This window comes from Thermosynechococcus sp. (assembly GCF_025999095.1).
Classification (GTDB): domain Bacteria; phylum Cyanobacteriota; class Cyanobacteriia; order Thermosynechococcales; family Thermosynechococcaceae; genus Thermosynechococcus.
On record NZ_AP024678.1, the window covers coordinates 959,572 to 975,299 of the forward strand.

The following is a 15,728-nucleotide window of genomic DNA, read 5'->3' on the forward strand; positions in this document are numbered from 1 at the left end:
AAAAGGCAGACAGCGCTTAGGGGCGAAAATTTCTTGCCCCAGTGTGGATACGTAATTTTTAGCCATGCCCTACGACCCGCACAGGCACCATCGGCGCAGCATTCGCCTGCCCCGATATGACTACACCCAGCCGGCGGCGTATTCTGTGATCCTTGTTAGGAAGGATTGGATGTGTTTTTTTGCGAAAGTGGTGGCAGCGGAAATCGTAAACCAATGCCAGCAAGAAATTGCTATTTTTGCCATGCCGCCGTCGATGCGTTTATTACAACTTGCTCCAATCACTCACAGTGTCCAAGCGTGGGGCCACCATTGGCAGGATTGCCAGGGGCTGCTCTCTCTGCTGAGCCAGTGTCGGTACCACCTCCCGCACGCGAGCAATCACTTGACCTGTCGTTGCATCGTAAATTTGCGTCAATAGCTTCGGATAGAGGCCAATGCCAATAATTGGCACCAACAGGCAGGCAATGATAAACACTTCACGGGGTTCAGCATCCACAAGGGCTTCATGCTCGACCAGTTCCTTATTTTCGGGGCCGTAGAAAATTTCTCGCAGCATCGAGAGCAGGTAAATCGGTGTCAAAATCACCCCCACTGCCGCCAAAAAGACCACAATCACACGGAAGGGCAAAGAATAGGCATCGCTGGTGGCAAAGCCAATAAAGACCATCAGTTCAGCCACAAAGCCACTCATCCCCGGCAAGGCAAGGGAGGCCAAGGAGCAGGCCGTAAACATGGCAAAGATCTTCTTCATTTTCTGGCCAACGCCGCCCATTTCCTCCAGAATCAGTGTATGCGTACGATCATAGGTGGCCCCGACCAAGAAGAAAAGGCTGGCCCCAATTAAGCCGTGGGACACCATTTGCAGCACCGCCCCACTCATACCCAAATTGGTAAACGAGGCAATACCAATCAGCACAAAGCCCATGTGGGAAATCGAAGAGTAGGCAATTTTGCGCTTGAGATTGCGCTGGGCATAGGAGGTCAGCGCCGCATAGATGATGTTGACCACACCCAAAATCACCAAAACGGGGGCAAACTTGGCATGGGCTGCCGGCAGCATATCCACGTTCATACGAATAAGGGCATAGCCTCCCATCTTCAGGAGAATCCCCGCCAGGAGCATGTGCACTGGCGCCGTTGCCTCACCGTGGGCATCCGGCAGCCAGGTATGTAGGGGGACAATCGGCAGCTTGACGCCGTAGGCCACCAAAAACCCTGCATAGACCAGCAATTGAAAACCAATGGCATAGTCCTTGGCCGCCAAGGTTTGCATATCAAAGCTGACGGTGTCGCCATAGAAGGCCATGGCCAAGCCCGCCACCAAAATAAAGAGGGAGCTACCAGCGGTGTAGAGAATGAACTTTGTTGCCGCGTATTGACGCTTGTGGCCGCCCCAAATTGCCAAGAGCAGGTACACCGGGATGAGTTCCAGTTCCCAGGCCAGGAAAAACACCAGCATATCCTGCACGGCAAAAACAGCAATCTGGCCACCGTACATCGCCAGCATCAAAAAGTAAAACAGCCGCGGTTTCAGGGTCACTGGCCAAGCCGCCAAAATCGCCAGCGTCGTAATAAAGCCCGTGAGTAAAATCAACGGCATTGAGAGCCCATCGGCTCCCACTGACCAGCGCAGGCCAATTTCGGGAATCCAATCATAGCTTTCCCACAGCTGCAGGCCAGGGGTGTTTAGGTCATAGAAATAGGTGAAGGCATAGACAATCAAGGCAAAGTCAATCAACCCCACCGTCAGGGCATACCAGCGGATTGGGCGTCCTTTGCCCGTGGCATCTGGAATGAAGGGAATCGCCAAGGCAGCCACAATCGGAAACAGGATAATTGTTGTCAGCCAAGGAAAGGTACTCATGGCAATCGTGTTTACTCCTCCAGCAGTTGGGAAAGAACTATGACCGGGGCTAGGCTTGCACTGAGAAGATGACAAATCCCAACACCGCCAGTAGCACAATTAGGGCATAGAATTGGGCACGGCCATTTTGGAAGTATTTCAGCCCTTCACCGGTGACCATCGTGACAAAACCCGTGAGGTTAACCACACCATCGACAACGTTGTAGTCCACTTCCAAAACCTGACGCGCCAAGCGCCGACAGCCTTTGATAAAGACTGCTTCATAGAGTTCATCGAAATACCACTTATGCAGTGAGAACTGGTACAGCGGTTGAATGGCTTTGGCGATCGCCTGCGGACGGGGGGTGCCCTTGACGTACATCAGGTAAGCCACAGTGATGCCAATCAGGCCAATCCCCACAGAGCTACCCCCAAGGATGAGGAACTCCGTCAAATCCACCGCGTGCTCCGCCACCCTCTCCTCACCAGGGGCATGAATAAAGGCCTCAAAGAGGTTGTTGAAGGGAGTGCCCACAAAGCCAATCAAAGTCGAGGGAATCGCTAGCACCACCAAAGGCAGCGTCATTGTCCAAGGAGATTCATGGGGTGCAGCAGCGTGGTGATCCTGGTGGGCATCGTGATCATGGTGCTCCTGTAGCTCTGGGGGCGCATTGCGGAACTTGCCCTCAAAGGTCATGAAGTACATGCGGAACATATAAAAGGCGGTTAAGCCAGCCGTGAACCACGTCAGCAGCCACATTGCCGGGTTGGCATGAAAGACGGCACCTAAAATTTCATCCTTTGACCAAAAGCCGGCAAAGGGAGGCACGCCAGAGATGGCCAAGCACCCCACTAGAAACGTTGCTCCCGTAATGGGCATATACTTGCGCAGACCCCCCATGTAGCGCATATCTTGAGCTAGGTCTGGGTTATGGCCAACCACCCCTTCCATGCTGTGAATCACTGACCCCGATCCCAGGAAGAGCATCGCTTTGAAGTAGGCATGGGTCATGAGGTGAAAGAGGCCAGCACTATAGGCCCCCACCCCCATCCCCATCACCATGTAGCCCAGTTGGGAAATCGTTGAGTAGGCCAGACTTTTCTTAATGTCGTTTTGGGTGATGGCAATGGTCGCCCCCATAAAGGCCGTAAAGGCACCCGTCCAAGCAATGAGGGTCATGACTTGGGGCAGTTGTTCAAAGACGGGGAACATGCGTGCAATCAGGAAAACCCCGGCGGCCACCATCGTTGCCGCGTGAATGAGGGCAGAAATGGGTGTAGGGCCCTCCATCGCATCCGGCAGCCAGACGTGCAGGGGAAACTGGGCAGATTTGGCCACCGGCCCTAGAAAGACCAAAATGGCGAGAATGGCGGCAAGACTCGGAGAGAGTAGACCGCTGTTGACCAGGTCTGTCAGGCGATCGCCCATGCCGGCAAAGTCGAATGTGCCCGTTGCCCAAAAGAGCCCCACCATCCCCAACAGCAGACCAAAATCCCCAACTCGGTTAGTGACAAAGGCCTTTTGTGCCGCTTCTGCGGCGCTTTTGCGGTCATACCAGAAGCCAATCAGCAGGTAGGAACACATCCCCACCAGTTCCCAAAAGATGTAAACCTGCACCAAGTTGGGACTGACCACCAACCCCAGCATTGAGGAACCAAATAAGCTCAAGTAAGCAAAGAAGCGCACGTAGCCGGGGTCATGGGCCATATATCCATCGCTGTAGAGCATGACTAAAAAGGCCACCGTTGTCACGATGACCAACATCAATGCTGCTAAGGGGTCAATCACGTATCCCATAGCAATGTGGAGATTGCCCGCCGCCGCCCATTCAATCATTTGTGTGTAGGGGGCGTGGCCTTGAACTTGGCTCCAGAAAAGGCTCAGGGAATGCACCATGGCGATCGCCATCAACGCCATGATGAAAATGGCACTGGGACGCCGTAGTTTCGAGGTGGTCTCTGAGAAGGCAATCAAACCAAAGCCAACAATGAGCGCTCCCAACAGGGGTAAAACGGGAATCAGCCAAGCGTACTGATACAGGGGTTCCATGCGTGCCACCTAACTTTTCGTGAGAGCTGCCTGCCTAGACAACCAAATAGGTATGAATCGCTAGTGTAGGCAAAGCCCTTTACATTCTGCCATATCCCTTTTAGTAAGCAACGAGGGGTACCAGTTACAGAAAATTAAAAATATAGATTTTCTTTAGCTTTGCCGCCAGCCATGCGTACACCCTTCCCTGAAACCCAGGGTATTTAACAGAAATGAGAGGATCTGTTGATGAGCTCTGCCAGTGGCTTTGACAGCGTTGTGGCTCTTGCCGCCTTGTGAAAAGGGCTGTAGGGATGGAACAGGCAAGAAGGGCTCACCCGTCTAAGAATACATTGAGGTAGCGATGAGGGAGACCGCGATGGAATTGCGTTTTGTCATGGGACGCTTGCACTGGCTAGGGTCTGTCATTGGGGGGGCGATCGCCCTGATTTTCATCCCCCATCCTACCCTTGCCCAAAATGCCCCCGATTCGCGCCTGGTGCAGCGGGTCGAAAACGCCACATTTGTCCTCGGCGAGTTTACATTTAATAGCAGCAATCGCATTCCCCCAACAATTATCCAGCGTGCCCAGGGAATTGCCATTATTCCCAATGTGGTTCAAGCTGGCTTTATCTTTGGTGGTCGGCGTGGTGCCGGCATTCTGCTTGTGCGCAATGAAAAGAACCAATGGAGTAAGCCTGCTTTTATTACAATAACCGGTGGCAGCTTTGGCCTGCAAATCGGCGCCCAAGCCACCGATGTCGTGCTGGCCTTCATGGATAAATCCGTCGTCATGCGCAGCTTGGCGCGGTCCTTTCGCTTAGGGGGCAATGTCTCCGTAGCTGCAGGCCCTGTGGGTGGAGAAGTCGTCAGTCCTACCGACCCTAGTCCCCAAGTCCTTTCCTACACACGCAGTGCAGGTCTTTTTGCCGGCGTTGCCCTTGAGGGCGCCAACATTAGTTTTGACCCTAGCGCCAGTACCCGCTTCTATGGCCGCTCCAACCTGACCCCGACGCAAATTTTCGAGAACTCGCCACCCCTCCCTTCCCCTCCTGTCCTCAATGGTCTCTACAATGCCCTTGCTCGTGGCGCTCGCTAATCCCTCATCAAGACAGTGATAAGATAGCAGTCAATAGTCCGTACTGTATAGAGAGAACACTATGGCACAGGGACAGGGTTTTGGCTTCGGCCTTGGCAAAATGAAGGAGCTGGCCGCCGCTATCCAAAAAGCGCAGCAAGTTCAAGAGGGCGCTAAGAAGCTGCAAGAAGACCTTGAAAGAATGGACATTGAGGGTCAAGCTGCCGGTGGTGCCGTCAAGGTCATTATGAGTGGTACCCAAGAGCCGCGGCGGGTAGAAATCAGCCCCGATCTGCTGAGTGAAGGGGCTGAAGTGCTTTCCGATTTGGTGACAGCTGCCATGCGCGATGCCTACCAAAAATCCACCGCCACTATGCGGGAACGGATGGAAGAATTAACCGGCAGTTTGAATGTTCCAGGTCTTGGTTGATGCCCGTGCCTGCCTACCATAGCATTCGAGTCGCAGCTTCTGATTGTTGAAGATGAGTCAATAGGGAAGCAATTTGCTGTGGTGGCGGGTAGCAATACCGCTTTGCAACAGCCCCCAGGGGTCACTATGGGCCTTAACCTGCCCTTGCAGAGGTGGCCTGCCTAGGGGCACAAGCACCCACGGTGCTCTAGAGAAAGGGTTGAGGTATGATTGAGGGCGATCGCTACCGCCTATGCAGGAGTCACCTATGTTGATTCCCAAATTTGTGTTGATTCCCAAATTGGCCCAAGGTGATCTTTTTTCTTTGCTTTTTTCGTTGACCCGGCCTCATTTGCAGCCATCTCCAAAGGACCTAGCCCCCAAGCTGCTGAACCTTGGATAGGGCAACTCATTTAAATCATCTAAAAAGTCAAGGCGTGGTAGCATGGTCCTACCGGTTCGATTCAACTGCCAATGAAACTTAAATGAAACTTAAACTTATTGATCGCTATGGCCGTCTTTTTGGCAAGGTAAGTCTTTTAGACCTTGGGGCAGGAGTCGTTCTTCTTTGTGTTTTGGCAGGATTATTCCTACTTCCGGGGCGATCGGGCACCTCCTTGGCACAAATGACTGCTGCACAACCCATTGAAGTAGATGTGCTTGTTCTGGGCCTGAGTACCCCCACTCCCCAAGACCTGATCCCCAAGGGCAGTACCGCCAACTTTATTATTCGTAACCAGCCCTACGGCCAAGTCACTGTGAAAAATGTCCGGGTTCTACCGCGCACGGTTACCGTTTCCCAGCCCGATGGGTCGGTTAAAGCCCTGCCAGATCCCCGCCCAGAGATGGCCTTTAGTAGCAACCTGCTGTTGACCCTCGAAGGCCGTGGCCAAATTACTAACAATGGCCCTGTACTGGGGAATACTGCCATTAAGGTAGGGACGCCCGTAGAACTAGAGGGCAAAGAATATAATTTCCGTGCCTCAGTAACTGCCGTTAGGCCGTTGTAGGACAGTAGGCAATGCAGTCAATTTCAACCTTGACCCCCTTTGGCAGCCGCGATACCTCCACACAGGCACGGGCAGGCGCCGCTTCAGCATCCATGTACTGAGCATAGATTTCATTCATGGCTCCGAAGTCATTGAGGTCGGCGAGATATACAGTTGTTTTCACCACCTGTGACCAATCGCTGCCAGCGGCCTTGAGGACAGCACTGAGGTTCTCCATCACTTGGCGGGTTTGCTCCCTGATATCTTCGCCACCAACAATCTCACCCGTTTTTGGATCAAGGGCAATTTGCCCTGCAAGAAAGACCCAGTCCCCTTGCCGCACGCCTTGACTATAGGGACCAACGGGCATAGGCGCATCGGTAGTATAAATAATCACTTTCGTCATAAAACTTAAAACAATTACTAGCGAGGGCGCGATCGCCCCAAATGCTCATTCTACAGGGGATTGAGCCACATCTACCCATGTCAAATCAATGGATATGATAGCCCATATATTATGCATTTATACCCCCACAATCATGTCAAGAATTCAAGCATCTTAAATAATGTTAATTATCGGCAAAGTCTGTACTCCCCTTCTATAATGCTGAATTGAGCATTCGCCTCCTGAACGGGCTTGACTGTTCGATTGTGGGTCTTTAGATTCACGATTCTTCACAATCATTGATCTAAAGATCTTTACTATATTCTCGAGGTGAATGCCCTCGTTCCTTCCTTGCCTAAGAGAGAGGAGAGACTCGATGACCATCAGTCCACCGGAGCGAGAGCCAAAAGTCAGAGTCGTGGTTGATAATGACCCAGTGCCCACCTCCTTTGAAAAATGGGCAAAACCCGGGCATTTTGACCGCACCTTGGCCAGAGGACCCCAAACCACCACATGGATTTGGAACCTCCACGCTCTTGCCCACGATTTTGATACACACACGAGCGACCTTGAAGATATTTCCCGCAAAATCTTCAGTGCACACTTCGGCCATCTGGCTGTGGTGTTCATCTGGCTGAGTGGGATGTACTTCCACGGTGCAAAATTCTCAAACTATGAGGCTTGGCTGGCCGATCCCACCGGTATCAAGCCCAGTGCTCAAGTGGTCTGGCCCATTGTGGGTCAAGGCATTCTCAATGGTGATGTCGGCGGTGGTTTCCACGGCATCCAAATCACTTCGGGGCTATTCCAACTGTGGCGTGCCTCTGGGATCACCAATGAGTTCCAGCTTTACTGCACCGCAATCGGTGGCTTGGTCATGGCTGGCTTAATGCTCTTTGCAGGCTGGTTCCACTATCACAAGCGCGCTCCTAAGCTGGAGTGGTTCCAAAACGTGGAATCCATGCTCAACCACCACCTTGCCGGGTTACTGGGCTTGGGCTCTTTGGCTTGGGCAGGTCACCAGATCCACGTCTCACTACCCATCAACAAACTCTTGGATGCAGGGGTCGCTGCTAAGGATATTCCCTTGCCCCATGAGTTTATCCTCAACCCCAGCTTGATGGCCGAGCTGTATCCCAAAGTGGATTGGGGCTTCTTTAGTGGTGTTATTCCCTTTTTCACCTTTAATTGGGCTGCCTATTCGGATTTCCTTACCTTTAACGGTGGCTTGAACCCCGTTACCGGTGGCCTGTGGCTGTCGGATACGGCTCACCATCATCTGGCGATCGCCGTTCTCTTCATCATTGCCGGTCACATGTACCGCACAAACTGGGGAATCGGCCACAGCCTGAAGGAGATCCTCGAAGCCCACAAAGGCCCCTTCACAGGTGCTGGGCACAAAGGCCTATACGAAGTGCTGACCACCTCTTGGCATGCCCAACTGGCCATCAACCTTGCCATGATGGGCTCCCTGAGCATCATTGTGGCGCAGCACATGTATGCAATGCCCCCCTATCCCTACTTAGCCACCGACTATCCCACTCAACTGTCTCTGTTTACCCACCACATGTGGATTGGCGGCTTTCTGATTGTTGGGGGTGCTGCCCACGGGGCTATCTTTATGGTGCGTGACTACGATCCAGCCATGAATCAAAACAATGTTTTGGATCGAGTCCTGCGCCATCGCGATGCCATCATTTCCCACCTGAACTGGGTGTGCATCTTCTTGGGCTTCCACAGCTTCGGCCTGTATGTCCACAACGACACGATGCGCGCCTTTGGTCGTCCCCAGGACATGTTCTCCGATACGGGAATTCAATTGCAGCCAGTATTCGCCCAATGGGTGCAAAATTTACATACCCTAGCCCCCGGCGGTACGGCTCCCAATGCAGCAGCCACGGCTAGTGTCGCCTTTGGTGGTGATCTGGTTGCTGTCGGTGGCAAAGTGGCCATGATGCCCATTGTCTTGGGAACTGCCGACTTCATGGTGCATCATATTCACGCTTTCACCATTCATGTGACAGTGCTGATTCTGCTGAAGGGCCTACTCTTTGCCCGCAGCTCTCGCCTGATTCCCGATAAAGCCAACTTGGGCTTCCGCTTCCCCTGCGATGGTCCCGGTCGTGGCGGCACCTGCCAAGTTTCCGGTTGGGATCACGTCTTCTTGGGTCTGTTCTGGATGTACAACTGCATCTCCGTTGTGATTTTCCACTTTAGTTGGAAGATGCAGTCAGATGTCTGGGGTACTGTTGCCCCCGATGGTACGGTATCTCACATCACGGGCGGTAACTTTGCCCAAAGTGCCATCACCATCAATGGCTGGCTACGGGATTTCCTGTGGGCACAAGCTTCTCAGGTGATTGGCTCCTATGGTTCAGCCCTATCCGCCTATGGTTTGTTGTTCTTGGGTGCTCACTTCATTTGGGCCTTCAGTCTCATGTTCCTCTTCAGTGGCCGCGGCTACTGGCAAGAGCTGATTGAGTCCATTGTTTGGGCCCACAACAAACTGAAAGTTGCACCGGCCATTCAGCCCCGTGCCCTGAGCATCATTCAAGGCCGTGCCGTCGGTGTAGCCCATTACCTCCTAGGGGGGATTGCCACCACTTGGGCATTCTTCCTAGCTCGAATTATTTCTGTAGGATAGGGGCGAGGAGGAGATAACCAACTATGGCAACTAAATTTCCGAAGTTTAGCCAAGACCTCGCACAGGATCCGACCACACGCCGGATTTGGTATGCCATCGCCACGGCTCACGACTTTGAAAGCCACGATGGCATGACGGAGGAGAATCTTTACCAAAAGATTTTTGCCTCCCACTTTGGACATCTGGCCATCATCTTCCTGTGGGTGTCTGGTAGCTTATTCCACGTTGCATGGCAGGGGAACTTTGAGCAATGGGTTCAAGACCCTGTTAACACCCGTCCCATCGCCCATGCGATTTGGGATCCCCAATTTGGTAAAGCCGCAGTGGACGCTTTCACCCAAGCTGGGGCTTCTAACCCTGTGGACATTGCCTACTCTGGTGTCTACCACTGGTGGTACACCATCGGTATGCGCACCAACGGCGACCTGTATCAAGGAGCCATCTTCCTGCTGATTCTGGCTTCGCTGGCTCTCTTTGCTGGCTGGCTGCACTTGCAACCCAAATTCCGTCCTAGCCTCTCTTGGTTCAAAAATGCTGAATCGCGGTTGAACCATCACTTGGCAGGTCTATTTGGGGTTAGCTCCCTAGCTTGGGCAGGCCACCTGATTCACGTAGCCATTCCTGAGTCCCGTGGTCAGCACGTGGGCTGGGATAACTTCCTGAGCACCATGCCCCACCCCGCTGGTCTAGCCCCCTTCTTTACGGGGAACTGGGGCGTCTATGCCCAAAACCCTGACACAGCTGGCCACGTCTTTGGCACGGCACAGGGTGCTGGAACCGCGATTCTCACCTTTTTAGGTGGCTTCCACCCCCAAACCGAGTCCCTTTGGCTCACGGATATCGCACACCACCACCTTGCCATTGCGGTGCTCTTTATTGTGGCGGGTCACATGTACCGCACCCAATTTGGGATTGGCCACAGTATTAAAGAAATGATGGATGCCAAAGACTTCTTTGGCACTAAGGTGGAAGGTCCCTTCAATATGCCTCACCAAGGCATCTATGAAACCTACAACAACTCGCTGCACTTCCAGTTGGGTTGGCACTTAGCCTGCTTGGGCGTGATCACCTCCTTAGTGGCACAACACATGTACTCACTGCCACCCTATGCCTTCATTGCCCAAGATCACACAACAATGGCTGCCCTTTACACCCATCACCAGTACATTGCTGGCTTCTTGATGGTGGGTGCCTTTGCCCATGGTGCTATCTTCTTGGTGCGTGACTACGATCCAGCCCAAAACAAAGGCAATGTGTTGGATCGGGTGCTGCAACACAAAGAGGCGATTATTTCCCACCTGAGCTGGGTGTCCCTCTTCTTGGGCTTCCACACCTTGGGTCTCTATGTCCACAACGATGTGGTAGTGGCCTTTGGTACCCCTGAGAAGCAGATCTTGATTGAGCCGGTGTTTGCCCAGTTCATTCAAGCAGCTCATGGAAAACTACTCTATGGGTTTGATACCTTGCTGTCGAATCCCGATAGCATTGCCAGCACTGCTTGGCCGAACTATGGTAACGTCTGGCTACCTGGCTGGCTCGAGGCCATCAACAGTGGTACCAACTCTTTGTTCCTCACCATTGGCCCTGGGGACTTCTTGGTGCACCACGCCATTGCCCTCGGTCTGCACACCACCACTTTGATCTTGGTCAAGGGTGCATTGGATGCCCGTGGCTCCAAACTAATGCCAGATAAAAAAGACTTTGGCTATGCCTTTCCCTGCGATGGCCCAGGTCGTGGCGGTACCTGCGATATTTCTGCGTGGGATGCCTTCTATCTGGCGATGTTCTGGATGCTGAACACTATTGGCTGGGTGACTTTCTACTGGCACTGGAAACACCTTGGTGTTTGGGAAGGTAACGTGGCCCAGTTCAATGAAAACTCTACCTACCTCATGGGTTGGTTGCGGGACTACCTGTGGTTGAACTCGTCCCAGCTCATCAATGGCTACAATCCCTTCGGCACCAATAACCTGTCGGTGTGGGCGTGGATGTTCCTGTTTGGCCACTTGGTGTGGGCCACTGGCTTCATGTTCCTGATTAGCTGGCGTGGTTATTGGCAAGAGCTCATTGAGACCTTGGTGTGGGCCCATGAGCGCACTCCCTTGGCCAATCTTGTGCGTTGGAAAGATAAGCCCGTGGCGCTGTCGATTGTTCAAGCCCGTTTGGTGGGTCTGGCACACTTCAGCGTTGGCTATGTCTTGACCTATGCTGCCTTCTTGATTGCCTCAACCGCAGCCAAGTTCGGCTAATCCACTGGAGTTAACTTCTGTTTAGTCCCCCGCCCCTGTGGTGGGGGATTTTTTTGTCTGCTATGGAGAATGTAACCGAGTGACTGGGGGTCTAGATCTCTGTGGAGCTTTAAGCCAGGGGTAAAAGACACGGTTTAATCAGTTATCAAAGGCCCAATATCAAAGGCCCAAGGCAACTGTTTGGGAGCAATTCAATAGGCCGCCACGTTGGAAATATCAACACGGTTGACTGTAGCTGAGTTTTAGTTTTATATCTTTTTGTATCTCCTTTTATAAAAAACAGCCTCACTGCGACAAAGATTAGTAATTTGTAATGGGCTTCCGGCTTCTAAAAACTGAGAGCCTATTTTCAATACTTCTGCGTCATTGCTATCATGGAACTGAATTTTTCAGTTGGTTTTTGCTGCTCTGGCTGGAGATAGGAGTAATGCAGGGTAGATTCACATTCTCTATTGTTTCTACATTTCCGTACAAAGACTATGTTGAACGGTTATTGGCACAGGTAAATATCGAAGAACCTTCCCAAATTGTGGGCGAAAATTCAGCTAGCCTTACCTTGGGCCTCGATAATTTGGCGGCGCTTTTAGTGCAGATAATCATTGCACTTGCGTTGTTATTCATTGGCTGGATCGTTGCAACGATTCTGGCAAGGGTAACACGATCGATTTTGAAACGGCTGCGCCTTGATGAATGGTTGAGCCAGTTTTTGGGTGGAAATGAAGCACTACGAAGCCTATCACCGACAGCAATTTTGTCAGGAGTTGTTTTTTGGATCATCTTTTTGCTGGGAGTGGTGGCCTTCCTGGATGCTCTGCGACTCACAACAGTTTCCCAGCCCCTCAATGCTTTTCTGAATCAAATTTTTAGTTTCCTGCCAAAATTAGGGGTCGCTATTCTGCTTTTGGATCTGGCCTGGGTTGTGGCGACTATATCGAAAATGCTCGTGACTCAGTCTGCCCGTTCTCTCAACTGGGATCGCTCACTGCCGCTAGAGTCGGGAAAAGAGGGCACCCAAGAGGAGACTCCCACGATGTCTGTAGCTGAGATGCTGGGAAATACCCTCTACTGGTTTGTGTTTCTCTTCTTTCTGCCCTTGATTTTAGGGGTGCTTAACTTAGAGGGCTCTCTGCAGCCTGTGCAGAATCTTTTGAACGATATTTTAGGGACACTGCCCTTTATATTTAAGGCGGTAATCATTGCTATTGTTGGCTGGTTTATTGCGCGAATTGTGCGCAGCTTGGTCATTAACTTAATGACAGCTATGGGGATTCAACGCATTGGCCAGCGTTTGGGCCTAGGGCAGGCTAGTCTGGGTGAATCCCTGGCAACGGTCATCGGTACAATCATCTATGTCCTAATTTTGATCCCGACGGCGATCGCCAGCCTGGAGGCGCTGCAAATTCAAGCCATTACAGCACCGGCAACGGCGATGCTAAATGAAGTGCTGACGGCCTTGCCAAGAATTTTTACAGCCACAATTATTCTCATTTTGGCCTATGTTATCGGTCGTTTTGTGGCTGAGATTGTGCAAAACTTCCTGCAAACGATTGGGTTTGATCAGGTTCTTGTCTGGTTGGGCATTGAATCTCTGCCTGCAACGGCTGTAGAACCCGTGGAGCGTCCTGCTCATTGGCGCCGGCCCTCTGAAGTGGTTGGCATTGTTACTTTAGTGGGAACAATCCTTTTTGGGGCGATCGCGGCTGTGGAGGTGCTGGATATCCCTGCCCTGACTGCCTTTGTGAGTGCTTTGATGGTTATCCTCGGTCGGGTACTGGTGGGTATCCTGATCTTGGCCGTGGGCCTATACTTCGCCAATTTGGCGTTTCGGATGCTCACCGCTTCGGGAACCTCCCAGGCCCGTTTTCTAGGCCAAGCAGCTCGGATTGCCATCATGACGTTTGTGGGGGCCATGGCACTCCAACACATGGGCGTTGCTACCAGTATTGTGAACCTTGCCTTTGGTCTCCTCTTTGGTTCAATTGCGGTAGCAATTGCCCTGGCCTTTGGGTTGGGATGTCGCGGGATTGCCGCAGCCCAAGTGGAAGAGTGGATTGCCTTACTCAAGGGTAGAAATTCAGATCTAGAGTGAGACTGGTCCGTGGGTGCTTCCCTGAGGTTAGGTTCAGCCGCCACAGTCAATAAAAAATCCCCCAGGGTAAACTGGGGGAGCAGAGACAGGGACAATGTCCTACAGTTGGGGCACAAATTGCTCTTTGTCGGGAACTACGGTGTACTCAGCAACGATCTGACGGAACTCTTCACCATCAATGGTTTCTTTTTCCACCAGTAGATCCACCAAGCGGTCAATGACAACGCGGTTTTCGCGAATGATCTTAATGGCCAGTTCGTAGCTGTGCTGCACCAATTCCCGCACTTGGGCATCAATGCGAGCAGCAATTTCCTCGGAGTATTCTGTGCGAGACACCAAATCGCGCCCCAGAAATACTTCGCCGTTTTGGGTTTCCAAAGAGAGTGGCCCTAGATCTGACATGCCAAAGCGGGTCACCATTTGCCGCGCCATTGCCGTTACCTGCTGCAGGTCATTGCCGGCGCCGGTGGTAACCTCGGCATCCCCAAAAACCACGTATTCAGCGGCGCGACCGCCCAGGGCGCCAGCCATCCGCGCCATGAGTTGCGATCGCGAAATCAGCCCTGAATCCTCTGAGGGCATGAACCAAGTAAGACCACGGGCTTGACCGCGGGGCACCAGGGTTACTTTTTGCACTGGATCGTGATCCTTGAGCAGGGTACCGACAATGGCATGGCCCACTTCATGGTAGGCAATGAGGCGTTTGCTCTTGCCATCAATCAGTGGTGTGCCCTCCATACCAGCAACAACCCGATCCACGGCATCGTCAATTTCCAGCATCGTGATCGCCGGCTTGCGACGACGGGCTGTGAGAATTGCTGCTTCATTGAGCAGATTGGCCAAATCGGCCCCGGTAAAGCCGGGCGTACGGCGAGCAATGGCTTCTAAGGACACTTCGGGCGCTAGTTTTTTGTTGCGGGCGTGTACCTTTAGAATTGCCAAGCGGCCCTTGATATCTGGCGCATCCACAACTACTTGGCGGTCAAAGCGCCCCGGCCGCAGCAGCGCTGCATCAAGGACATCAGGACGGTTTGTGGCGGCAATAACAATAATGCCCGTGTTGCCCTCAAAGCCATCCATTTCTGTGAGGAGTTGGTTGAGGGTTTGCTCCCGCTCATCGTTGCCACCGCCAATCCCCGCACCCCGCTGGCGACCCACGGCATCAATTTCATCAATAAAGATCAAGCAGGGGGCATTTTCTTTCGCTTTGCGGAAGAGATCCCGGACGCGGGAAGCACCGACGCCAACAAACATCTCGACAAATTCTGAACCCGAGATGGAGAAGAAGGGAACACCGGCTTCACCCGCGATCGCCTTGGCCAGCATCGTTTTGCCAGTGCCCGGAGGCCCCACCAGCAGGACCCCTTTGGGAATGCGGGCCCCGACTGCTGTAAATTTCTCCGGCTTCTTCAGGAAGGTGACTACCTCTTGCAGTTCTTCCTTGGCTTCATCGACGCCAGCGACATCATCAAACATCACGCCGGTTTTGGCCTCCATTTGGAAGCGGGCGCGAGACTTGCCGAAGTTCATCGCTTGGCCCGGTCCTCCTGGCACATTGCTGGAGCGGCGGAAGAGGAAAAAGAGTCCCCCCAAAAGTAAGATGGGGAAGAGTAAATTACCCAACAGACCCCACAGGGCACTATCATTGCGAGCTGGATGCACATCAATTTCTACGTGCTGCTCGCGCAGTTTACTAATGACTTCGGGCGCTGTTCCTGGCATATCTACCCGTACCCGCAGGGGGCGACCGTTAATCAATTCCGGATCAGAGACATCCACAATGGCGGTGCGGCCATTGTCGAAAATGTCGACTTTACTAATGCGACCCGCATCTAAATAGCTGAGGAATCGCCCATAGCTCATGCGCGTACTGGCAGTATTCAGGGGAGGCTGACTTTGATTGAGCATAAGGTTGCTCACCCCTTGCCATAGGAGAATCCCAATGAGCAGTAGGGGTATTGACCAAAGGAGAACAGTTTTCCAAGAGACTTTCATTGGCGGCGCTTTTTATCA

At 52.5% G+C, this 15,728-nt stretch carries 10 protein-coding genes; 6 read left to right on the forward strand and 4 right to left on the reverse strand.

Annotation, left to right across the window (positions count from 1 at the left end; genetic code table 11):
• Positions 1 to 262 precede the first annotated feature (262 nt).
• Both ndhD1 and Q0W94_RS04750 read right to left on the reverse strand, forming a co-directional pair.
• Positions 263 to 1,864 (reverse strand): photosynthetic/respiratory NAD(P)H-quinone oxidoreductase subunit D1, encoded by a 1,602-nt coding sequence (gene ndhD1 / locus Q0W94_RS04745; protein WP_297761857.1) that lies wholly within the window; start codon positions 1,862 to 1,864, stop codon positions 263 to 265.
• Between the two features lie 49 nt (positions 1,865 to 1,913).
• The gene (locus Q0W94_RS04750; RefSeq protein WP_297761860.1) at positions 1,914 to 3,893 is read right to left on the reverse strand and encodes an NAD(P)H-quinone oxidoreductase subunit 5; all 1,980 of its coding nucleotides are present in this window, start codon (positions 3,891 to 3,893) and stop codon (positions 1,914 to 1,916) included.
• 358 nt (positions 3,894 to 4,251) lie between these two features.
• Between Q0W94_RS04750 and Q0W94_RS04755 the strand changes: the two genes are divergently transcribed.
• The 3 genes from Q0W94_RS04755 (at position 4,252) to Q0W94_RS04765 (ending at position 6,369) form a co-directional block, all read left to right on the forward strand.
• Positions 4,252 to 4,971 carry a lipid-binding SYLF domain-containing protein gene (locus Q0W94_RS04755; protein WP_297761862.1) on the forward strand — a complete coding sequence of 240 codons (720 nt, stop codon included), beginning with the start codon at positions 4,252 to 4,254 and terminating at the stop codon, positions 4,969 to 4,971.
• A gap of 61 nt (positions 4,972 to 5,032) precedes the next feature.
• Positions 5,033 to 5,380, forward strand: a complete 348-nt coding sequence (locus tag Q0W94_RS04760; RefSeq protein WP_011056570.1) for a YbaB/EbfC family nucleoid-associated protein — start codon at positions 5,033 to 5,035, stop codon at positions 5,378 to 5,380.
• Positions 5,381 to 5,844: 464 nt separating this feature from the next.
• Positions 5,845 to 6,369: a DUF4330 domain-containing protein gene (locus tag Q0W94_RS04765; RefSeq protein ID WP_297761864.1), complete on the forward strand. Its 525-nt coding sequence runs from the start codon at positions 5,845 to 5,847 to the stop codon at positions 6,367 to 6,369.
• Here Q0W94_RS04765 and Q0W94_RS04770 read toward each other — a convergent pair.
• On the reverse strand, positions 6,356 to 6,754 hold the full coding sequence (locus Q0W94_RS04770; protein WP_297761865.1) for a RidA family protein: 399 nt from the start codon (positions 6,752 to 6,754) through the stop codon (positions 6,356 to 6,358). The genes Q0W94_RS04765 and Q0W94_RS04770 overlap by 14 nt on opposite strands.
• 415 nt (positions 6,755 to 7,169) lie before the next feature.
• Here Q0W94_RS04770 and psaA point away from each other — a divergent pair, with 415 nt between their 5' ends.
• From psaA to Q0W94_RS04785, 3 genes are all read left to right on the forward strand, one after another.
• On the forward strand, positions 7,170 to 9,377 hold the full coding sequence (gene psaA / locus Q0W94_RS04775) for a photosystem I core protein PsaA (protein WP_399372387.1): 2,208 nt from the start codon (positions 7,170 to 7,172) through the stop codon (positions 9,375 to 9,377).
• 23 nt (positions 9,378 to 9,400) lie between these two features.
• A complete protein-coding gene (psaB, locus tag Q0W94_RS04780) occupies positions 9,401 to 11,626 on the forward strand; it encodes a photosystem I core protein PsaB (protein ID WP_297761867.1) in 2,226 nt (741 codons plus the stop codon).
• A 427-nt stretch (positions 11,627 to 12,053) separates the two neighbouring features.
• A complete protein-coding gene (locus Q0W94_RS04785) occupies positions 12,054 to 13,715 on the forward strand; it encodes a mechanosensitive ion channel (protein WP_297761868.1) in 1,662 nt (553 codons plus the stop codon).
• A gap of 99 nt (positions 13,716 to 13,814) precedes the next feature.
• On the opposite strand, the gene ftsH2 is transcribed toward Q0W94_RS04785, so the two are convergent.
• A complete protein-coding gene (gene ftsH2 / locus Q0W94_RS04790) occupies positions 13,815 to 15,710 on the reverse strand; it encodes an ATP-dependent zinc metalloprotease FtsH2 (protein ID WP_297761869.1) in 1,896 nt (631 codons plus the stop codon).
• Positions 15,711 to 15,728: the final 18 nt, after the last annotated feature.

Excerpts from the sequence above, each read along its gene's own strand:
- ndhD1 (WP_297761857.1), bottom strand. The coding sequence starts at position 1,864 with ATGAGTACCTTTCCTTGGCTGACAACAATTATCCTGTTTCCGATTGTG.
- Q0W94_RS04750 (WP_297761860.1), bottom strand. The coding sequence starts at position 3,893 with ATGGAACCCCTGTATCAGTACGCTTGGCTGATTCCCGTTTTACCCCTG.
- Q0W94_RS04755 (WP_297761862.1), top strand. The coding sequence starts at position 4,252 with ATGGAATTGCGTTTTGTCATGGGACGCTTGCACTGGCTAGGGTCTGTC.
- Q0W94_RS04760 (WP_011056570.1), top strand. The coding sequence starts at position 5,033 with ATGGCACAGGGACAGGGTTTTGGCTTCGGCCTTGGCAAAATGAAGGAG.
- Q0W94_RS04765 (WP_297761864.1), top strand. The coding sequence starts at position 5,845 with ATGAAACTTAAACTTATTGATCGCTATGGCCGTCTTTTTGGCAAGGTA.
- Q0W94_RS04770 (WP_297761865.1), bottom strand. The coding sequence starts at position 6,754 with ATGACGAAAGTGATTATTTATACTACCGATGCGCCTATGCCCGTTGGT.
- psaB (WP_297761867.1), top strand. The coding sequence starts at position 9,401 with ATGGCAACTAAATTTCCGAAGTTTAGCCAAGACCTCGCACAGGATCCG.
- Q0W94_RS04785 (WP_297761868.1), top strand. The coding sequence starts at position 12,054 with ATGCAGGGTAGATTCACATTCTCTATTGTTTCTACATTTCCGTACAAA.
- ftsH2 (WP_297761869.1), bottom strand. The coding sequence starts at position 15,710 with ATGAAAGTCTCTTGGAAAACTGTTCTCCTTTGGTCAATACCCCTACTG.